Here is an 18,573-nt window from a genome sequence, read left to right as displayed (position 1 = left end):
AACAGCATTGCGCCATAAGACGAGGAGGCGTTTTAACATGCGGTATTTTGCTCATAGCGCCTCCTTAGCGTGTTTCATACCAGCGTAATGTCCGAATTTTACCCGCAGTGGTAAATGCCTGACATTCAATTTTATTTTTATTTTCCGCAATGTTGCAGTCTGTCGTGCTCGGTGCAATGTTTTTCAGCTCAGATGCGCCACCCAATGCTGAACCCAATATACCCGCACCCAAAGCAACGCTTTGTGGTGAAGTTTCTGTGATCGGATTTCCGTCTGCCCCATTAAAACGTCCTGAGCATGAACCTGATGGCAAGCAGAAACGGTATAGATAAGAGTCACCTGCGACCCCCGCACCACAACCGCCACCAATACCCTTACCATCACGGTGGAACACGTTGGCATATAAAATACTATCAACTGCATAGATGCTGTTCATGCCTTTATACACCCCAGCCGCTGTACCGTATGTATAGGACCAACCTTCTTTATTAGTCGGTGCTACACCTGCCGAATAATTATTGTTATCTAGAATGTCTAAATTTACATTTTTAGTTTTTAATCTCGAAGCACCCGAATCTGGTAAAGCAGCATATAAATCTGTTCTAGCGACATCTTTATCAAAGACTACAAATACACCGTCGTTGGCACTGGTACTTGCTGAAGAATTATTCTTACCGACCACACCCGCCAAAGGCGAACTACGGTTACCCGAACTCAAAGCAACCACGCCATATAAGCCCAAGCTACTGTCACGATGTACCGAAAAACTTGGCATTTCATAGAAACGTGGGCTTGCACCGCCTGCATGTCGACTGGTTAAAAGTACCACACGAGTGGCAAAGTTGGTTTTTTGGCTTTCCAGTTTTACAGCTGCGTTGTCACCCGTTCCTGTTGCAGCATTATTCAAATCAACACGGAATGCTTGCCCACCCAAGTCACCAAAATATAGGTTATCGACTAAGCCGTCATTGTCACGGTCAATGGCATTGATTTGGCTGACCACACTGTATTTCATATCCGTACTCGTTGTGTACGCTTCTGCTCCGTCCTTTGTTGTTGCATTTGCCCCTGTCCACCATAACAATTTGCCATTGTTTGCATCGAACATATAGACGCCATTGCCTTTAGTCGCAGTGGTTGGGTTATAGTCAGGAGCTTCATAGCCTTCATCATAGCCGCCCCCAACAAACATCACCAATTTTTTCTTACCGCCAAAGTTCACATAAGCAAGCGTAGGTTTAGACCAACTGTCGCCCATATAACTCAATGCACCGACATTGCTATGTTCTCCTGCTGCAACATCGTTATTATCTGCATCTTTATAAGCACCGTAATGAATGGTTTGGTTGGCAGGGTCAATATGAAATTTGAGTACCGGGCTGCTGATGCTAGACAAATCCAGTGCATAATAGCTCCGTCCACCCATACGCAAACCGCCATAAACCCATTGTTTACCTGTTAATTTATTTCGTTCAGTGCTGCTATAGTCGGACTGCCCTACAGTCAACGAACCATTTTTATTATTGACATATTCGGTATATGCCGCCCACGGTGCATCTATGCCGTAAAATAAATTCCCTGGGCCTGACTTAGATTCTTCAAGCAATGCCTTCGGTTGGCGTTCCATCATTTCATGCGGTGCAAAAGCAAAGACTTCTTTACCACTCTCACTATCAACCACATGCAATAAGCCTTGAGTCGTACCAAAGAGCAAATAATCTTTACGGTTTGTGGTCGTTAAATCGCTGGCAATTGTTCCTGACTGGGTCAGTAAAATAGGCGTTGAGTGCATGGTCGCACCGACTTGGCGTAAATTTGCCGTTGCCGTAAGATAAGTCGCTGCCAAGTTTGGATCAACGGCCGTAACAGATGTATCTACATCATAACCTAAGAGATTCAACCAATATCTTTGCTTTGGATCGGTGCTTAAATAAGCACTTTCCTTTGTCACTTGAGCTAAGCTATTTCCTTCAGATGCCACACCGCCATTAATCACCCGATTGGTCAATACATTACGCACAAATTGGGTTTGTTCACTATTCGCTCCCAGTTCCAATGTGCCTTTAAAGCCATTGATCAGGTTACTTGACCAAAGCCCCGCCACCGTGCTGTCGAAGGAACCATCGTTTTTAAAAATAGAGCTTATTTTATCTGAGCCCTTCAAATTACCATTTACGACATGGTATTTATTCATATTGCCCACCCAAAGCGACTGCGATGGTTTTGGGTCAAAAGAAGTATAGTAACCATAAGGCTGTACACGTAATGGATTTAAGGCATCTTGTGGAATCGTCGGTGAGCCTGTCACCACTGGATCAATGACAACTTTTGTTTTTTCTACGAAATCAATAATACTGTCTCTAATTCCGTCAGAGTCTTCCGCATAGTAGAAACCGCCATCGCCATAGTCTTTACTTCCCCAAAGACAAGCATTATAAGCGTCTTTATTGCTGTCCTTTACCGCCTCACAGTTATAAGTCCCATCGGTATTTTGAGGGATACCCGCAAAAGATGAACCAAAACCAACCACCGCAGTCTTAATATTCATATCTTTTGGATTTTTTTGGGTATTGGATATCTCTGTACGATTGCGTAATTTCTTAGCATACTCACCAATATATTCCCAACCGCCTGTTTCACCACTAAATAAGCCTGATTGTAAAGCGGGCGATACCAAAACACCTGTACCTGATGGCTTACTGGAGAATCCATAGGTTCCAGCAGGGCTATCTGTTGCCAGCGTCGTGGTGAGTGTATCGTTCATGATCGCACGTGCCATGTTGTCTTTAGTCGAGTTTGGCGCACCATCTGTTAAGAAATAAATCCCATTCCCATCACATGTGTTATTTAGAGATCCTCCTGCAATATAATATTGAGTTCCATCTAGATTTGTCTTTTTTGTATCAGTGGCAGAATAACTAATACCACCACTTAAGTTATCAGTATAACTATTTGCTGTCTCTGTTAAAGCAAACGGGTTGGTTCGATAAGTGACTAAATTGCGATACATGACTAAATTTTGATCCCAGGCTGCTGCTGCTACAGGCTCAATATCCATCGCTTCAGCATCGACTTTCATCCATCCACCATAACGCCATCCTGACGGAAACTTTGAATATAAATCCCAGTCATCACTCAGATTGCCCATTTTAGCGGTTAAGTCAGCTTGAGTTGCCGCAGTCCATCCCCCACTACCATTAGGCTTATACACTCCAGCAGAAACCGTCGTTGCACTTACATTAGTGCCAGTACGCGCAGGCCAGTTATTGATACATTGTTTAACGTTACTTGATCCACCTAATGCATTTGTTTTACCTGTTCCAAGAACAACACAAATAAAATAGGATTGATCATTTAAGTCATTTGCGGCTGAATTATTGGTATTATTTCTTCTTCGAATAATAGATGCGCCATCATAAACATACTGTACATAACCAGTTGTCAATGTATTGGTTCGGGTTTGTGTACCCATCATATAGGCAGCAGCTTCTGCATAGGCATGAGCAGTCGGTGTACCACTGGATGCTTTTTTAATACCTTGTGGCGGATTGGTTGATGAGTAACGTTGACTACTATTACTACCATCCTTTACAGCACCCGTTCCATCTTGTTGTGTCGTTGTATCTAAAGATTGAAATTGCGCAATAGCTTGAGCAAGTTTTAATCGCTGCGCATTAGTCAATGCATCAGCAGGTACCAAAATATTCCCTGAATGGCCATCTACAAATGGAATATTACTCGACGACGACCCTACTTTTAATGACGTTTGTGTAGAGTAATGCCCTAAACCAATTTTAATACTATCTGAAAGCTCAGCACTCGCCAATAATGTTAAAATAGCATCTTTTAAACGTGATAATCGGTCAAATTTACCCGCTGGAGTTTCAACCAACTTGCCTGTACTATCTACTGTAGCTGTACCACAACCACGTACATAATAAGGGACTTTGGTACCATTAATCACCACTTCTTTATAAAATGATGATTTATTTTTAGTTGGATTCGTTGTTGATACACCATTCACATTAACAGTATTACGTGTATCTATTGCATTATATTGATATTCAAGAATATTACCCGCTTTATTACCACCAGATTCATAAACATTGGTGCTACTACATAATGATGAATCCACATCTCCCGGACTGCCCCATTTATTATCTCTAGGCAGTACCAAGGAACTAATCCCCATACTGCCTGAGGTATCTAGCATGAGTAAAATTGAGGTTGTACCGCCTGTACCTGATTTATAAATCTCAATATCACTGGCCTGCGTTGCCACACTTTGGCACACGGCTACCGTCATCGCCATCGACACCGCTGTAGAAAGCAATTTTTTTGGATGCAATATATTCATATAAAATTCCTTATCTTTTTAAGATGTCTTTAACGTTGGCGAACCGCCTACAGTATAGTCTGCACGCTGCATATTGTAGGGCACGTTTAAGTCTTCAAAACACTCAGCCACCGCATCTTTAGACCGTTTAAAACAGCCATTAATTTTATCTGAAGCTGCGCCAGAAAAACTGGGTAAAACTGAAATCACGGTTGCACCCACACTATTACTGGTTACAGGCAAACCGCTTTGTCCTGCGCTTGTGCCTATTGCAAACGTGCTTAAAGGTGCTGTATTGCTCTTAATTCGCGTTAAATACACTTGTGTTAAAACGGCAGACCGCCCCGTTGAATAATCACTGGCCGTACAATAGCCGGTTATACCCATTTTGCTGGTCGATGCACCTGAAATAGCGCTCGCCTTAGCTAAACTAAAAAACTCGCTGTCTTTGGCACGATAACAAAATACCAATTCATCATCGGCATTTGTAGCCAAATCTAAATAAGCAAACATGCCACGCCCTGAAAGCTGTGTTTCTACTTCATTTGGGTTTTCGACATTAAATAAAGCAGCATCTGAACTTTCTAATAACAACGCACTGACTTGGCTATTGGTGGCTATTTTCAAGCCTAAAATACCCGACTTCACCGCAATGGTGCCTAAGACAGTAATGACCAGTAAAATGATCATGACAACGATCAGCGTTGCACCTTGTTGATATTTCATTACTCTGCTCCCAAGGTATTGCGAAATGCAATCACTTGATTGACCGCCTGCCGCAAATATTTTTTATTCAGCGCATCTTTTCCAGCCGAGCCATCTAGCGTCACTTTTGTCCCTGCAAGGGTGTATTCAGTCTGGGTATTTAAAGCTGCATTCGAACCAATCGCGCCTGTCGAACGTGCCAAAATGCCAATTTCAACCGCTAAGATTTGCCAATACTCACAAGTGGTCGCGGCAGCAGTACATGCAGCTTTAATTTCATTTTGTTTAGTCAAATATTCGTTTAAACCCACATAACGTCTGTTACCAGATGGTAATTTCACACTCACTTGTACTTTAAACGCATCCACACGCTGCATCAGTTGCTCACCACCGTCCACGTTTAGACCCGTAATCGCCCCGCCACCTGTAGGATACCAGCCGGCATCACACATTAATGAATATGCGGTCGGTTCACCCGTAACCTGCTTCGGGCTTTTTTTCAAATAATAGCGCTGTATCAAAACTTTATTCGTAGCGCTACCTAAGGTTTCCCCCGTGCAAGTGATCACTTCGTCCGTTACAGGTACATATTGAATGGTTAAACGATCGCTTTTGTTCTCCGTATTATCATTATCTTTATCCTGTGCAGATACATAGTCAGTCTTCCACGCGGTGATCGTAGCTGGAAGGTTTTCAGCAGTAAAAATAATGCCCGAACCATTGCTGTGTGCGTCTATATACTGGTTGGATGCGGTATTCAGATTGGCATGTCGTAAATCATGTGCAATTTGCGCTAGACCAAAGTTAGCATTTTCCTGCACTTCCCCCATGCCAGCCTGTAAACTTAAAGAACGCTGACTACTGATAAAAATCGCGATTGCGGCAGCCACAACCAGCAAACCTAAGGCAAGGGCAATCATCAACTCAATCAGGGTAAATCCTGAGACTCGATTAAACCGAGCACTGCTCGGTCGAGTCGCAAGAGGAGCACTACTCTGTAAGGAAACTATGCTTGAGCGGTGAGAATTGGAAGGCTGTTGAGGCTTAGTCATTGTTATATACCTCCATAATGATACATTTAGCGTTAGGCACATAGGCTGTACCATTGGTGCAATCCGTATCTGCTGTACCATTGCTTGCAGTAGTTCCCTCCCAAGCGACATAAATGCATTGACGATCTCGAGAAATCCCTTCACATTTCAAAACATCCAAACTCATACCCAATGCTGTTGCCTGTGCTTGCACCATACGATAATCATAATTTGCCATTTGTGCAGAGGTACAGGCGGAACTACTACACGCTGCTGTACTGGACGTTTTAATACTGGGAATGCCATCTCGATTGACTCGCATCCGCTCGGCCAAATCCCGTGCTAGATTGGTCGCTTGTACATTTAGACCCGCTTCATTACTGGCCGCAATGGCGCGAACTTGCAAGCCTACAAAGCCTAAAATCGCAATACTCAGCAGCAGTAAAGCCACGAGTACCTCCATCAAGCCCACCCCTTTTTGCGCTTGCATCATGTTCCGCCCCCTCAAGCCCCTGCTACTTCATAATTACAACTGGTCGCTGCTTTGTTATACAAAACCGTACCGCCTTTCTGCACAAAGACATAAGATTTTAAATTTTCATCACTCATATGTTCAAATACAAAACAGCGCTTCGCATCGTCTGTTTCTTTACTTTGCCCCGTGCGGTTAAATGTAACACTCCCTTCACCACTGCTTTTTTTGACATATTCTGTATTGTTCCAGTCTTTAAAACCGCCACTGCCATTTAGAGTGAGCTGTCGATCTGCCTGTTTAAAAATCGCTTCGGAACGTGTTTCGGTGAGTAAGTTGACAAATGCACGAGTATCACCATTCAGCTGGTTGCTGCGAACCATACCCGTAAAAGAAGGCGCCGCCATCATCGCGATAATTGCCATAACAGCAATCGTCACCATCAGCTCAATTAAGGTGAACCCTTTATGTTTATTTTGCATACTCCCTCCCCAAGGCAACAAAACTTTACCCTATTTAAAATCATATTCTAATTCTTTACACAATCAGCACAATACAGGATAAAAGGCATAAAAAAACAGATGATTGCCAATTTACAATCATCTGTCAATTTTTCAATAAAATTAGAATGTTAACTAATCCACCTTTTAGGCTTGAGTTACCGCAATACGTAACTCTTTTGGCAAACTAAAGGTAATATTTTCTTCCGTTCCAGCAAGCTCTTTTGGTGGTGTTGCACCCCAATCTTGTAATCGTTGAATCACTTGCTTAATTAAAATTTCAGGTGCAGATGCACCCGCTGTGACGCCAACCTTGGTTATATTTTCAAACCACACTTGTTGAAGCTCATCTGCATTATCGACCAAATAAGCCGCTTTACCCATTCGCTCAGCCAATTCTCGTAAACGGTTCGAATTCGATGAATTTGGCGAACCGACCACCAATACCACATCACATTGGGTTGCTAAATCACGCACCGCATCTTGACGGTTTTGAGTCGCATAACAAATATCATCCTTACGCGGCCCTTGAATCTCAGGGAATTTCGCCCGTAAAGCATCAATCACTTTTGCAGTATCGTCGATCGATAAGGTGGTTTGAGTAACAAAAGCCACGCGCTCAGGATGATACACTTGAAGCTCGGCCACGTCTTGTTCATCTTCAACCAAATAAATCGCACCACCATTTTTCAGGTCATATTGCCCCATGGTACCTTCAACTTCAGGGTGGCCTTCATGACCAATTAAGATGGCCTCAACCCCCTCACGGGCATATTTGGTCACTTCAATATGAACCTTGGTCACCAATGGACAGGTTGCATCAAAAACCTTTAAACCACGACGTTCGGCTTCGATCTGTACTGCTTTAGAAACCCCATGCGCACTAAAAATCACAATATTGTCGTCTGGCACTTCATCCAATTCATCGACAAAAATTGCACCTCGTTGACGTAAATCGTCTACGACAAATTTATTGTGTACCACTTCATGTCTTACATAAATGGGTGGATTAAAGCACTCAAGCGCACGATTTACGATGGCAATCGCACGGTCAACACCTGCACAAAAACCACGTGGATTGGCCAATACAATTTCCATATGTTCCTCGATACCACTTTTCAATCAGCGGAAACTAATAAAATAAATGCAAACAAAGTGACGCCTTGCTATTTCGTTTAAACCTTGTCTACTTTAAAATAGAGAAGATATTTTATCATATCAGGAAAAATATCATGTCGGGTCTCTTGTTTGTCGTTTCTGCAGCTTCAGGAACAGGCAAAACATCCCTCGTAAAAGCCCTCCTTGACCGTGTAACGAATCTTCACGTTTCTGTTTCTCATACTACACGTGGGCAACGCCCCGGCGAACTTGATGGTGTACATTACCATTTTACCGAAAAAGACTCATTTTTAACCTTGGTTGAGCAAGGTGGTTTTATTGAATATGCCGAAGTCTTTGGTAATTACTACGGTACAGCTCAAGCTACAGTAAAAGAACAACTGGCGAAAGGTCATGATGTCCTACTAGAAATTGACTGGCAAGGCGCACAGCAAGTTCGTAAGCTTTTTCCTGACTCTAAACAAATTTTCATTTTACCACCAAGCCAGTTTGATCTGCGTCAACGTCTGTCTAACCGTGGCACAGACTCGGTTGAGGTGATTGAGCGTCGTTTAGGCTGTGCGGTCGAAGACATGCAACAATATGTTAACTTCGACTATGTAATTATTAATGATGATTTCAATAAGGCATTGCACGATCTTGAGTCTGTGATTATTGCCAATCGTTTAGTCATTACTCAACAAGCGAGCCGCCATCAGAAAATGATTTCTGAGCTGATCACCCCTGTTGAAAAGTGATTAAAACTTGAGTCTACAGACAAAGCACTTTATACTGCACAGTCTGTTTAATTTTAGCCTTTGTAACGAGAACTCTTATGGCACGCGTAACCGTTGAAGATTGTTTAGACCATGTAGACAACCGCTTTGAGCTTGTACTAGTGGCAAGCAAACGCGCGCGTCAATTGGCACGTCAAGGCATTGAACCTACTGTTGAGTGGGACAATGACAAACCGACTGTTGTTGCATTACGTGAAATCGCAATCGGTCATGTTTCTAAAGATATTTTGAAACAACGCGACCAAGACTACCAAACTTCGAGTCTTGATCTTGCACTTTCTGCAAACAATTTGAATTTAGATGGTTTTTCTTTCCAATAAGAAAAATTTATCGCTTAAAAGCCTAGTTTTTTAACTAGGCTTTTTTATTGGATAACTTTTATATTTATCCAATACACGTTATAACTAGAAGATAGGATTCATCGTGGTTTAGGTGTGTCTTTTTTGCTGTTATTCCGATGAAAAATTTGACAATTCAGGCTATGTTTTTCATTAGAGTATCAGTAAAATTTTCTTGTCATTGCTACGTCTTAAAGGTGTTTTATGCCAGGCCCAATGGTCAGCCAAGCTAAACAACAGCTCAAAACTATTATCGATGCTTACTTAACTGAAAGCGACGTCGAGCGTGTGCTTGCGGCCTGTGATTATGCGGATATTGCCCATGATGGTATTACCCGTAAAAGTGGCGAACCCTATATTTTACACCCCATTGCGGTCAGCTGTATTTTAGCGCATATGCGTCTAGATGCCGAAACTCTGATGGCAGCACTTTTACATGATGTGATTGAAGATACAGACTTTAGCAAAGAAGATATTGCAGAAAAATTTGGAAAAACCGTTTCCGAACTGGTCGATGGCGTCACCAAACTTAGCCAATCCAGTGATAAAGAATATAATAAAGCCGCTTCTTTCCGAAAAATTCTGCAAGCCACACTACAAGACCCACGTGTCATTATTATTAAACTGGCTGATCGTTATCACAATATGACTACCTTGGATGCACTACGCCCCGATAAGCGTGCGCGTATTGCCCAAGAAACCTTTGATATTTTTGTCCCAATGGCACGTATTGTTGGTATGAATGAGATGGGCGATAACCTCGAACATCTGTGTTATCAAAACCTTGATCTCGACATGTATAACAATGTCCAAGAAGCCCTTCTCCAAACTAAACCTAAACGCTGTGAATATCAAAGCAAATGGGAAAATAATCTGACCGAGCTATTAAAAACCCATCAAATCTCAGGTCGAATTAAAAAGAAAAATAATAATATCGAACTGTTACGTCACTTTGTAAAAAATGACATTGATCTACATGAACTTACGCATAGTCACGCCTTTGAAATTATCCTAAATAGCATTGCTGACTGTGACCGCTTAGCCGATGTGTTGCGAGAGAGTTTTCAAGTTTTACATTTTGCAGACCATATTCGTAAACCACTCCCAGGTGGTAACCAATCGCTGCTACTGCGTTTAAAAGGTGAAAATACAACCTTATCAGTCACCATTCAAACCGAACTGATGCGTAAAGCTGCACGTTTTGGTGTGGTCCTAGGCGATAGTGCTCCGCAAGCTTGCCGCTCTGCGATTCAAGCCTCGATGCAGAACTTGAATGTCTTGATTGATGGAGCCTGTGCTAAAACCACTTTTAGCGAACTGCTCGATTATTTACACCAAGAGAAAATTTGGGTGTATACCCCGCAAGGTCATCTACACGAGTTACCGCAAGGGGCAACGGTAGTCGATTTTGCCTACTCTGCTAGCTTATTTTTAGGGAACCATGCGGTAGGTGCGAAAATCAATGGGGAAACTAAACCACTTTCTACGCCATTACACAGTGGTCAGGTGATTGAAATTATTACCGATGTCTTGGCCACCCCAAACCCAGATTGGCTCAGCTTTGTCAACACGCAAAAAGCCCGTCGTGCCTTACAAAATATACTGCGTGAGCAAGATATCGAAGAACAACGCCTTGTTGGACAACAAGCTTTAAATCGCGCTTTAAAGCTATTCAATGTATCCATTAAAGATTTAACTGAATCAGATTGGTTAGAACTTTTACAATGGCGACATATTGAAAGTAAAGACCAACTGTTTGAACAAATTGCCGTGGGCGATTTACTGCCGCAATTGGTTGCGAATCATTTGTTTGCGCATGACCAAAGTGCACAGGAATCTGACAGACTCATTCAAGGTACTGAAGGAGTCGATGTTAAATATGCACATTGCTGCAATCCTGTACTCGGCGACCCAATTCAAGGACATTTATCACGCCGCGGTCTTATTGTGCATCGTGCGCGTTGTCATAATCTCCTGCATGAACAACATCTACACCCTGAAAACATCATGCCGTTGCAGTGGACTAACGAGAATGAAGAAGAAATTAGTTTCACTGCATATTTATTGATTAACATGGCCATGGATGACGAACAAATTTCCGACCTGATTTATCAATGTCGTAAAGAAAAAATTGGGGTCGAAATGGTACGTAATCAAGATGACAAGACTTATGTCAATGTTGTGGTACACAACCGCAAGCAAATTGCAAAAATAATTCGCGATCTACGCATGCATTTTGGCTTCCCGCGTATCAGTCGACTGGCTCAACCAGTGAGCATTGCGGAAACATCGATTGCGAGTTAATTGTTTAAATCCACACATTTTAATGCCAATCTAGGCTATGATTGATGGTGAATATAATAGGAGAACACGATGTCCCGCCAAGTAATTCATACTGAAAATGCCCCTGCTGCGATCGGCACTTATTCGCAAGCAATCTTAGTTGGCAATACACTTTACCTTTCTGGTCAGATCGGTTTAGACCCATACAGTATGGAGTTGGTTGAAGGCATTGAAGCACAAATTCGTCGTGTGTTTGATAATTTAAAAGCTGTCTGTGAAGCTGCTGGTGGAACACTGGCTGATATCGCGAAGTTGAATATTTTCTTAACCGATCTTTCAAACTTCCAGTTGGTCAACCAAATTATGGGTGAATATTTTGCACAACCTTACCCAGCACGCGCAGCGCTCGGTGTGGCAAGCCTACCCAAAAATGCGCTGGTTGAGATGGATGGCATTGTGATTATTAATCAATAAGTTATATTTTTTAAGAAAAAGCCACCGATTGAGTGGCTTTTTTTCATCCAAAATCCCAATAAAGACAAATGAGATTTCAAATGATTTTTATTGACAAACGATAACAATTATCAATAATATCACTTATCTTATTTCATTCATGTGGCTTGCTGAAATGTACGTGTGCTTATGCCGTGGTATTACAGATCAAGATATTAAAGACGCTGTTGAAAATGGTGCGGGTAGTTATCGCGAAGTTCGCGAGATGCTGGATCTCGGCACATGCTGTGGTCGCTGTGCACCAGAAGCACGCTCAATCATCAGTGCTGAAGTCTCTGCGATTGCCTCACGCTTAGCTATTGCTGCCTAGATATTTGATTCGTTTTTAGAATAATCATAATTATAAATTTACTCTTTATGAGTAGCTCCTCCCCCGCTTATGACTCTAGGCGGGTTTTCTTTTCTTAAATGTCTAAAAATAAAATTTGCATCCCGCATGCTTTTGATTGCGATTTTCATTTGCTGTTCTATAAATTACTCGCCAAAATCCACTTTGTTGTTTAAGATATTTCTCATAAGTTATTGATATTATTTTTAAGCCGCAGTTTGAATGGAGCTTTCTCATGAAAGGCAATCGTGATGTAATTAATCAGTTAAATCAGGTGCTTTATCATCATTTAACTGCCATTAACCAAAATTTCCTACACTCTCGTATGTTTAATGACTGGGGGATTGAACAACTCGGTTCTGCCGAATATAAAGAGTCAATCCGTCAAATGAAGCATGCTGACAAAATCATTGAACGTATTCTTTTTTTAGAAGGTCTACCAAACTTACAACACTTGGGTAAACTCTACATCGGCCAACATACTGTTGAAGCATTGAATTGCGATGTCCGTAAAACCAAAGAGAACATTGAATCCATTCAAGCCGCCGTTAAGCTTGCCGAAGAGCAACTGGACTACGTTACTCGAGATCTTGTTCAAGAGATTTTAGAAAAAGAAGAAGAGTGGCTAGACTGGACCACTACGCAACTCGATCTAGTTGAAACTGTCGGTGTAGAGAATTATATTCAGAGCCAAATTTAAGACTTTTCTATCATTTAAAAAACCTGCATATGCAGGTTTTTTTACTGTTGAGCTTTATTTCCAAGGTCGAAGATCGACGATCTTCACTACTTCACCTTTCTCTTTATTGATTAAAACTGTCATATCAACAGCATTGGCTTTTAGAGGAACAAAACCAGTTGCTTGAGGATATTTAGACACAATACGCTCTACTTGTTTTACATCATTATACTGATTAAGCTCCTTCAAACTTTTTGTTCGTTGTTGCAGTTGTGGTTTTGCTTGAACAAAATCAACATAACGCTCAGGTTTCTGCGCAATCGAAATACCACCTAGTGCTTCTGCGAATAAATCATCATTCCGAACATTTGCATCCTTAGCAAATTCAACAGCAACATATTGCGGTTTAAACCATGATATCTGTTGATACTGTGGTGAGGCTTTGTCGATATGATCATCAATAATTTCATTTTTTCGCACCAACTCAAAACGATCTACGTTGTAGGCAACCCATACAGGGCGGCCCTGCTCAATACTATATATACCATAGCCAAGTGCTGAAATTTGTAGTGCAATGATGATGCTTAAATCTATTTTTAAGGTTTTTTTGCCCTCTTTATAAACCAATAAACCCAGCACAGGGCCGACTATTACATCTATAGCAAGCATCATAAGGAAGATTTGAGTCACGCCAACCGCTGTGGCAAGTGGTGATGGATACCAAACAAAAAAGACAACTCCGATAATAATTAAAGCAATTAAAATTGAAACACTTAAATGCTTAATAAAAAATAGTTTTCTTTTCGATGTGAAAGACATCATTATTTTGATCCGCTCAGTTCGTTCCACTTAAAAGCCAATGTAGTATCCTTATTAAATAAAGATTCGTACGTATAAGTTCTACCATATAGTTTTTGAATAATGAGTAAATGTCGTTTTGCCTCAGCCTCTTGCTCATTTAGTGCTAATGCTTGCGCATAACGATACAAAGAAATCGGCATCGCATATCGATATGCCACATGCTTCATCCATTTTAGTTGCTCAGCAGTCATATTAGATTTTGGCTCCGTACGCATAAAACGAATTTGCTCACGTAATTGAGTCAACAATATTACATTTGGTGCCGCTTTTTCTGAATGAATTTCTCCAATATTTGCTAATTCAAATCTTGCTAGTTCAACATCCTTTTCAATTACTCGATATTCCACAAAAATCCAGACATATAACATTAAATAAAATAATAAAAATAAAGCAAAAGAATTCTTATTAATTTTGAACAATTTTATATTCAATCGATCTGCTTGCACTAAACCCAGTAAAAAACCTACTGGAATAAGAAAAAATGCATACTCCAAAGGATACTCTAGCATTGCATGAACCAACACTGAGCCAATCATTGCAAGCGCAATTATTATTTCAATAGATGCTGCCAATTTAGTTAATTGATATAACCACCATGAGAAACCCAGAATAATCACGATACCTAAAGGGATACCATTCCAAATTATTAGATCCAATAGAATATTATGACTGTGTTCTATCCATTCTGTTGTTGGATAGTCCAGAAATACCGTGATTTGTGCAACACTCACCTGATTCCAGCCATACCCCAACCAAGGTTCATGTTGAATAGCAATCAACATCTGATGCCACATTGGTAATCTCAAATATCCATTAGTAGCTCTAGAAACAATATCAGAAGTTGTGATTACTCCTAGAAATTTAGATAAGAAAGGAATAACGATAAGAAGGACAATATATACAATTATAAAAAATAGTAATTTTTTTCTCGAAAACAACACCGTCAAATCATACGTTTTCCAAACCCACCAAATTGCAAAGCATATAGAAAATATCCAAGGCGTTCTTGATTGTGTTAATACTAAACCGAATAACAGAAAAATGGCTAAGAATGATCCACATATTCCATTGATATATTTTTTCTCATATAGATATAAGCTAGCCATTAATCCTAAACACAAGAATGTCGCAAAATTGTTTGGCTGTGCAAAATTTGCATATGGTCTCCCCCCTGGTATCAAATCAATGATAAAGACACTACCCGTCTTTAACATTAACCATTGGCTTAACTGGATTCCCACCGAGACTATACAAGCCAAAAGAATGAGATAGCTAAGAATCTTATAGGTTTCAAATTTTATTTTTTCACTTTCTTTTGCAAGATTGAAAGCGATAAAAAATGCAAATGCAAACCCCGCAATATAAATGGAAGAAACCAACGCTTCACCAAAAAAAACATTCCCTCGCAATAGCCATAAAAATAAAGGTAAAGCTGATAAGCCAACAAGAAAAATAAAATTTTTAGGAATTTCTAAATTATTTTTTTTAGGAACTAAATATAGTCCTAAAAAAAATAAAGCCATAAAAATTGAAAAATCATGATGTGAAGTCACCCATGGCATATAATGATTCGGACTTAGCCACGAGAACAAAATTAAGATATAAAAAAGAATCAATAATAGCTTTTCAATTAAAAAAATCATTTTTTTCTCAAATAAAAAAGGCTCTAAACAGAGCCTTTTTAATCATTTAAATTATAATTGACCGCGGCACGAACCTGGTAAATATTTTGGTTCAATAGTTGTACCATCAGTAGTATTTCCACAAACCCATCCAAATACTGGTGCTCCTACTGCAATCGCAGTACCAGAATTATCAGAAACTGGTTTTAAGGTTAATGTTCTCTTGCCTGAAACAAGAGCTGGAATATTTTGAGCCGTAACAGTAATCACACCTGTTGTTGCTGCTGTCGCCACTGAGGCAACATATTTTGTAGTTGGCGAAGCAGATTCGCATCCCCAGCTATTTGCAGCAGCTGGAAGCGATGTACTTGTCTGAACCACTTCAGAAATAGCAGTACGACATTGAGATGCTGCTAATACCACCTCTGATACTTTTGAACGAACTGTATAGTCTTGGTACGCAGGAAGTGCAATTGCCGCCAAAATACCAATAATGGCAACAACGATCATTAATTCGATAAGGGTGAAACCCTTTTGAACTGATTTCATAACATTCTCCACAAATGTTTTGTTAATTTTTTATAAGCTTTTTAAGCTACTTTGTAATTAGCATGTATTATGCCAACTTTTATTATATTTATTTTCAAATAAAAAACAGCACTTTATTTCACTATTTAAAAATTTATTTTTGACCATTGTATTTTTATGTAAAAAACTGACAAATATTGTCAATTTACCTCTTTCTAGTTCAACATGATTGGAGAATTACCCAATTCATCAGCTTTATCGTCTATTTTATTGGCATAGAATTCGTCCAAAATAACCCCAATTTGAGTAACTCCATCGACTAAAGCCTGCCGATACTGCTGCTGTGCCATTTTTTTAATAACACTCTGACAGACCTCATTCCATACCTCCTGTGTGGTGGCTTGCTGTATCCCACGGTCAATCACAATCTCGACTTTGCGCTCACACAAGTTCAAGTAAAGCAAAATACCACTATTCAATTCGGTATCCCACACACCAAGCTCAGCAAAAAGCTGTTTTGCACGTCCACGAGTATCTAAATAATAGGCTTCTCGTGCAGGCATATGTCCTTCGATCACTACCTGAATTTCACCAACATGACCCTGTTCAGCAGCAGCTACCGCTTGCGCAATCGCATGTTGATCTTGCTGATTAAAAAAGCGTTTACTCGCTGGCATATGTAGTAAATGCTTTAGCCAACGTTTAAAACTGGGTTGTACGACTTCATCTAGCTTTGGCTTAGTGACGATGTCCGTCGTTTCAGTTGTTGTTACCATGACCCTGATGCTCCTCCACCGCCGAAGCCGCCGCCCCCGCCACTATATCCACCTCCACCAAAACCGCCGCCGCCACGACCTCCGCGCCCACCTCCACCGCCAGAAGAGAGAAAGAGCTGAAAAATCGTTTGAGCTAAGGTCGTGATGAGTAAAAAGAAAATCCCACCACCAATCAGTAAGCTGGTGATTAAGCCTGCTCCATTCACCAAGCCTGCCACGGTTCCTGCAACTGCAGCCGTCGAGGCACTTAAACGCTTACCCACCACAAATGAGCCAATTGCGCCAGCAATTAGAATAAATATAGCCGTACTAAAGGTTTTACTTTTGGCTTCCTGCTCTCGAATAGCTTGGTCTTGGCGCTCTTGTAGTTCTTGCGCCGCTTGGGCTGCAACTTCAGGATCAAGATTTAAAATACGTTCAATTTCAGTAAGCCCCGCATTGATCCCTTGAGCATACTGAGCTTGCTTAAAATACGGTGTGATTTGTTGGTTAATAATGCGATTCGCAATAATGTCAGGAATAACGCCTTCCAAACCATAACCCGTAAGAATCTGCATACGCCGGTCATTAACGGCAATTGCTATCAGCAAACCGTTGTCCTGCTTTGCTGAACCGAGCTGCCATTGGTCTGCAATACGCATGGCAAAACCAAAAATATCCTCTTGACCTGTAGTGGGTACTATCACCACGCCTATTTGGGCTTTTCCTGCGTCATGCAACGCACGGATTTTTTGGCCAATGGCTTGCTTATCTTCAGCACTTAAAATATGTGCTTGATCGATCACGGGTTCATTTAAGGTTGGTAACACCCGTATCGAATCACCTTCTGCCATATCATTAGCAATAGGTGGTTGTGACACGGCATCAGCATTGGTAGAGCTTACATTATTGGAACTCGCCGCATGCTGACCTTGAATAATTTTTCCAGCAACGACTGTTTCAGCAGCATCATCTGTTGCTGTAGCAACCTCTGCCCATGTTAACGAACTTAGACACAGCAGTCCTGATAAAATGAATGCAACCACCCATTTATACGAAAAGCGTACGAACTGCTGCTGTCCTATCATTCATTCACCCTATGCCTACGATTGCTTTAGATCACTGAGGTTTCAGTTAATTAAATGACACCGTTGGTGCTTTTTGCGCGCTTTGCTCTGCACTAAAGTTCGGTTTGGTGTCCATCCCAATCACCTTGGCAGTCATGACTTGTGGGAACTGGCGTGAATAGGAGTTAAAGTCTTGCACCGTAGTAATATAGCGATTACGCGCTACTGCAATACGGTTTTCGGTACCTTCGAGTTGAACCTGTAAATCACGGAATTGCTCATTGGCTTTTAAGTCTGGATAGTTTTCTGAGACCGCAATTAAACGCGACAATGCACCTGTCATTTGCGCCTGAGCTTCTTGATATTTTTGGAATAATGCAGGGTCTTCTAATACTTCTTTATCGACTTTTAAACCTGCCACATTGGCACGAGCCTGTGTGACCTCAGTTAGGACTTGCTCTTCATGCTTAGCATACCCCTTCACTACATTCACCAAGTTCGGCACCAAATCTGCGCGGCGTTGATATTGGTTTTGTACTTCCGACCACGCAGCTGTAACCGCCTCATCTTTAACCTGTAAGGTATTATAACCACAGCCCGATAGGGTTAACGTGCTCGCGAGGGTAACAACAACAGCAGTTTTTTTCATAAAATTCATTC

The 18,573-nt window shown here is 41.1% G+C and carries 18 protein-coding genes; 6 read left to right on the top strand and 12 right to left on the bottom strand.

The window, feature by feature from the left end:
• Positions 1-64: 64 nt before the first annotated feature.
• From AC4MC0_RS01490 to ispH, 6 genes are all read right to left on the bottom strand, one after another.
• Positions 65-4,357: a pilus assembly protein gene (locus AC4MC0_RS01490; RefSeq protein WP_333653959.1), complete on the bottom strand. Its 4,293-nt coding sequence runs from the start codon at positions 4,355-4,357 to the stop codon at positions 65-67.
• Between the two features lie 18 nt (positions 4,358-4,375).
• Positions 4,376-5,062, bottom strand: a complete 687-nt coding sequence (locus tag AC4MC0_RS01485) for a pilus assembly PilX family protein (protein WP_201701739.1) — start codon at positions 5,060-5,062, stop codon at positions 4,376-4,378.
• Positions 5,062-5,961 (bottom strand): PilW family protein, encoded by a 900-nt coding sequence (locus AC4MC0_RS01480; RefSeq protein ID WP_265102747.1) that lies wholly within the window; start codon positions 5,959-5,961, stop codon positions 5,062-5,064. The genes AC4MC0_RS01485 and AC4MC0_RS01480 overlap by 1 nt, the downstream gene beginning before the upstream one ends.
• A gap of 124 nt (positions 5,962-6,085) precedes the next feature.
• Entirely contained in the window at positions 6,086-6,565 is a 480-nt protein-coding gene (gene pilV / locus AC4MC0_RS01475; protein WP_201701742.1) for a type IV pilus modification protein PilV, read from the bottom strand.
• Positions 6,566-6,576: 11 nt separating this feature from the next.
• A complete protein-coding gene (locus AC4MC0_RS01470; protein WP_333640589.1) occupies positions 6,577-7,026 on the bottom strand; it encodes a pilus assembly FimT family protein in 450 nt (149 codons plus the stop codon).
• A 165-nt stretch (positions 7,027-7,191) separates the two neighbouring features.
• Positions 7,192-8,142: a 4-hydroxy-3-methylbut-2-enyl diphosphate reductase gene (ispH, locus tag AC4MC0_RS01465; protein ID WP_333640590.1), complete on the bottom strand. Its 951-nt coding sequence runs from the start codon at positions 8,140-8,142 to the stop codon at positions 7,192-7,194.
• Positions 8,143-8,276: 134 nt separating this feature from the next.
• Here ispH and gmk point away from each other — a divergent pair, with 134 nt between their 5' ends.
• The 6 genes from gmk (at position 8,277) to bfr (ending at position 13,101) form a co-directional block, all read left to right on the top strand.
• Positions 8,277-8,900, top strand: coding sequence for a guanylate kinase (gene gmk, locus AC4MC0_RS01460; RefSeq protein WP_125273574.1), 624 nt, complete (start codon positions 8,277-8,279; stop codon positions 8,898-8,900).
• 77 nt (positions 8,901-8,977) lie between these two features.
• On the top strand, positions 8,978-9,259 hold the full coding sequence (gene rpoZ / locus AC4MC0_RS01455; protein WP_058870403.1) for a DNA-directed RNA polymerase subunit omega: 282 nt from the start codon (positions 8,978-8,980) through the stop codon (positions 9,257-9,259).
• A gap of 222 nt (positions 9,260-9,481) precedes the next feature.
• On the top strand, positions 9,482-11,581 hold the full coding sequence (locus AC4MC0_RS01450; protein ID WP_004978051.1) for a RelA/SpoT family protein: 2,100 nt from the start codon (positions 9,482-9,484) through the stop codon (positions 11,579-11,581).
• A 69-nt stretch (positions 11,582-11,650) separates the two neighbouring features.
• Positions 11,651-12,034, top strand: a complete 384-nt coding sequence (locus AC4MC0_RS01445; RefSeq protein ID WP_004691470.1) for a RidA family protein — start codon at positions 11,651-11,653, stop codon at positions 12,032-12,034.
• A 154-nt stretch (positions 12,035-12,188) separates the two neighbouring features.
• Positions 12,189-12,383 carry a bacterioferritin-associated ferredoxin gene (locus AC4MC0_RS01440; RefSeq protein WP_010327639.1) on the top strand — a complete coding sequence of 65 codons (195 nt, stop codon included), beginning with the start codon at positions 12,189-12,191 and terminating at the stop codon, positions 12,381-12,383.
• 253 nt (positions 12,384-12,636) lie between these two features.
• Positions 12,637-13,101, top strand: a complete 465-nt coding sequence (bfr, locus tag AC4MC0_RS01435; RefSeq protein WP_491887251.1) for a heteropolymeric bacterioferritin subunit Bfr — start codon at positions 12,637-12,639, stop codon at positions 13,099-13,101.
• Between the two features lie 54 nt (positions 13,102-13,155).
• Here bfr and tfpZ read toward each other — a convergent pair whose 3' ends face one another.
• From tfpZ to AC4MC0_RS01405, 6 genes are all read right to left on the bottom strand, one after another.
• On the bottom strand, positions 13,156-13,902 hold the full coding sequence (gene tfpZ / locus AC4MC0_RS01430) for a TfpX/TfpZ family type IV pilin accessory protein (RefSeq protein WP_491887250.1): 747 nt from the start codon (positions 13,900-13,902) through the stop codon (positions 13,156-13,158).
• Positions 13,902-15,584 carry a PglL family O-oligosaccharyltransferase gene (locus tag AC4MC0_RS01425; protein WP_491887249.1) on the bottom strand — a complete coding sequence of 561 codons (1,683 nt, stop codon included), beginning with the start codon at positions 15,582-15,584 and terminating at the stop codon, positions 13,902-13,904. Before AC4MC0_RS01425 ends, tfpZ begins: the two co-directional genes overlap by 1 nt.
• Before the next feature lie 51 nt (positions 15,585-15,635).
• Entirely contained in the window at positions 15,636-16,112 is a 477-nt protein-coding gene (locus AC4MC0_RS01420; RefSeq protein WP_491887248.1) for a pilin, read from the bottom strand.
• A gap of 194 nt (positions 16,113-16,306) precedes the next feature.
• The gene (locus AC4MC0_RS01415) at positions 16,307-16,867 is read right to left on the bottom strand and encodes a TPM domain-containing protein (RefSeq protein WP_491887247.1); all 561 of its coding nucleotides are present in this window, start codon (positions 16,865-16,867) and stop codon (positions 16,307-16,309) included.
• Positions 16,861-17,934, bottom strand: a complete 1,074-nt coding sequence (locus AC4MC0_RS01410) for a TPM domain-containing protein (protein WP_491887246.1) — start codon at positions 17,932-17,934, stop codon at positions 16,861-16,863. The genes AC4MC0_RS01415 and AC4MC0_RS01410 overlap by 7 nt, the downstream gene beginning before the upstream one ends.
• Before the next feature lie 46 nt (positions 17,935-17,980).
• Complete coding sequence (locus tag AC4MC0_RS01405) at positions 17,981-18,571, bottom strand: LemA family protein (protein ID WP_004978062.1); 591 nt, start codon at positions 18,569-18,571, stop codon at positions 17,981-17,983.
• Positions 18,572-18,573: the final 2 nt, after the last annotated feature.

Source organism: Acinetobacter sp. CAU_H_S139_7 (assembly GCF_058599305.1).
The sequence above is the reverse complement of the archived record's forward strand: the minus strand, read 5'-3'. Positions and strand labels throughout refer to the sequence as shown.

Excerpts from the sequence above, each read along its gene's own strand:
- AC4MC0_RS01445 (WP_004691470.1), top strand. The coding sequence starts at position 11,651 with ATGTCCCGCCAAGTAATTCATACTGAAAATGCCCCTGCTGCGATCGGC.
- AC4MC0_RS01490 (WP_333653959.1), bottom strand. The coding sequence starts at position 4,357 with ATGAATATATTGCATCCAAAAAAATTGCTTTCTACAGCGGTGTCGATG.
- AC4MC0_RS01480 (WP_265102747.1), bottom strand. The coding sequence starts at position 5,961 with ATGATTGCCCTTGCCTTAGGTTTGCTGGTTGTGGCTGCCGCAATCGCG.
- AC4MC0_RS01405 (WP_004978062.1), bottom strand. The coding sequence starts at position 18,571 with ATGAATTTTATGAAAAAAACTGCTGTTGTTGTTACCCTCGCGAGCACG.
- AC4MC0_RS01410 (WP_491887246.1), bottom strand. The coding sequence starts at position 17,934 with ATGATAGGACAGCAGCAGTTCGTACGCTTTTCGTATAAATGGGTGGTT.
- rpoZ (WP_058870403.1), top strand. The coding sequence starts at position 8,978 with ATGGCACGCGTAACCGTTGAAGATTGTTTAGACCATGTAGACAACCGC.
- AC4MC0_RS01485 (WP_201701739.1), bottom strand. The coding sequence starts at position 5,062 with ATGAAATATCAACAAGGTGCAACGCTGATCGTTGTCATGATCATTTTA.
- pilV (WP_201701742.1), bottom strand. The coding sequence starts at position 6,565 with ATGATGCAAGCGCAAAAAGGGGTGGGCTTGATGGAGGTACTCGTGGCT.
- AC4MC0_RS01440 (WP_010327639.1), top strand. The coding sequence starts at position 12,189 with ATGTACGTGTGCTTATGCCGTGGTATTACAGATCAAGATATTAAAGAC.
- gmk (WP_125273574.1), top strand. The coding sequence starts at position 8,277 with ATGTCGGGTCTCTTGTTTGTCGTTTCTGCAGCTTCAGGAACAGGCAAA.
- AC4MC0_RS01420 (WP_491887248.1), bottom strand. The coding sequence starts at position 16,112 with ATGAAATCAGTTCAAAAGGGTTTCACCCTTATCGAATTAATGATCGTT.
- bfr (WP_491887251.1), top strand. The coding sequence starts at position 12,637 with ATGAAAGGCAATCGTGATGTAATTAATCAGTTAAATCAGGTGCTTTAT.
- AC4MC0_RS01450 (WP_004978051.1), top strand. The coding sequence starts at position 9,482 with ATGCCAGGCCCAATGGTCAGCCAAGCTAAACAACAGCTCAAAACTATT.
- AC4MC0_RS01425 (WP_491887249.1), bottom strand. The coding sequence starts at position 15,584 with ATGATTTTTTTAATTGAAAAGCTATTATTGATTCTTTTTTATATCTTA.
- AC4MC0_RS01470 (WP_333640589.1), bottom strand. The coding sequence starts at position 7,026 with ATGCAAAATAAACATAAAGGGTTCACCTTAATTGAGCTGATGGTGACG.
- ispH (WP_333640590.1), bottom strand. The coding sequence starts at position 8,142 with ATGGAAATTGTATTGGCCAATCCACGTGGTTTTTGTGCAGGTGTTGAC.
- AC4MC0_RS01415 (WP_491887247.1), bottom strand. The coding sequence starts at position 16,867 with ATGGTAACAACAACTGAAACGACGGACATCGTCACTAAGCCAAAGCTA.
- tfpZ (WP_491887250.1), bottom strand. The coding sequence starts at position 13,902 with ATGATGTCTTTCACATCGAAAAGAAAACTATTTTTTATTAAGCATTTA.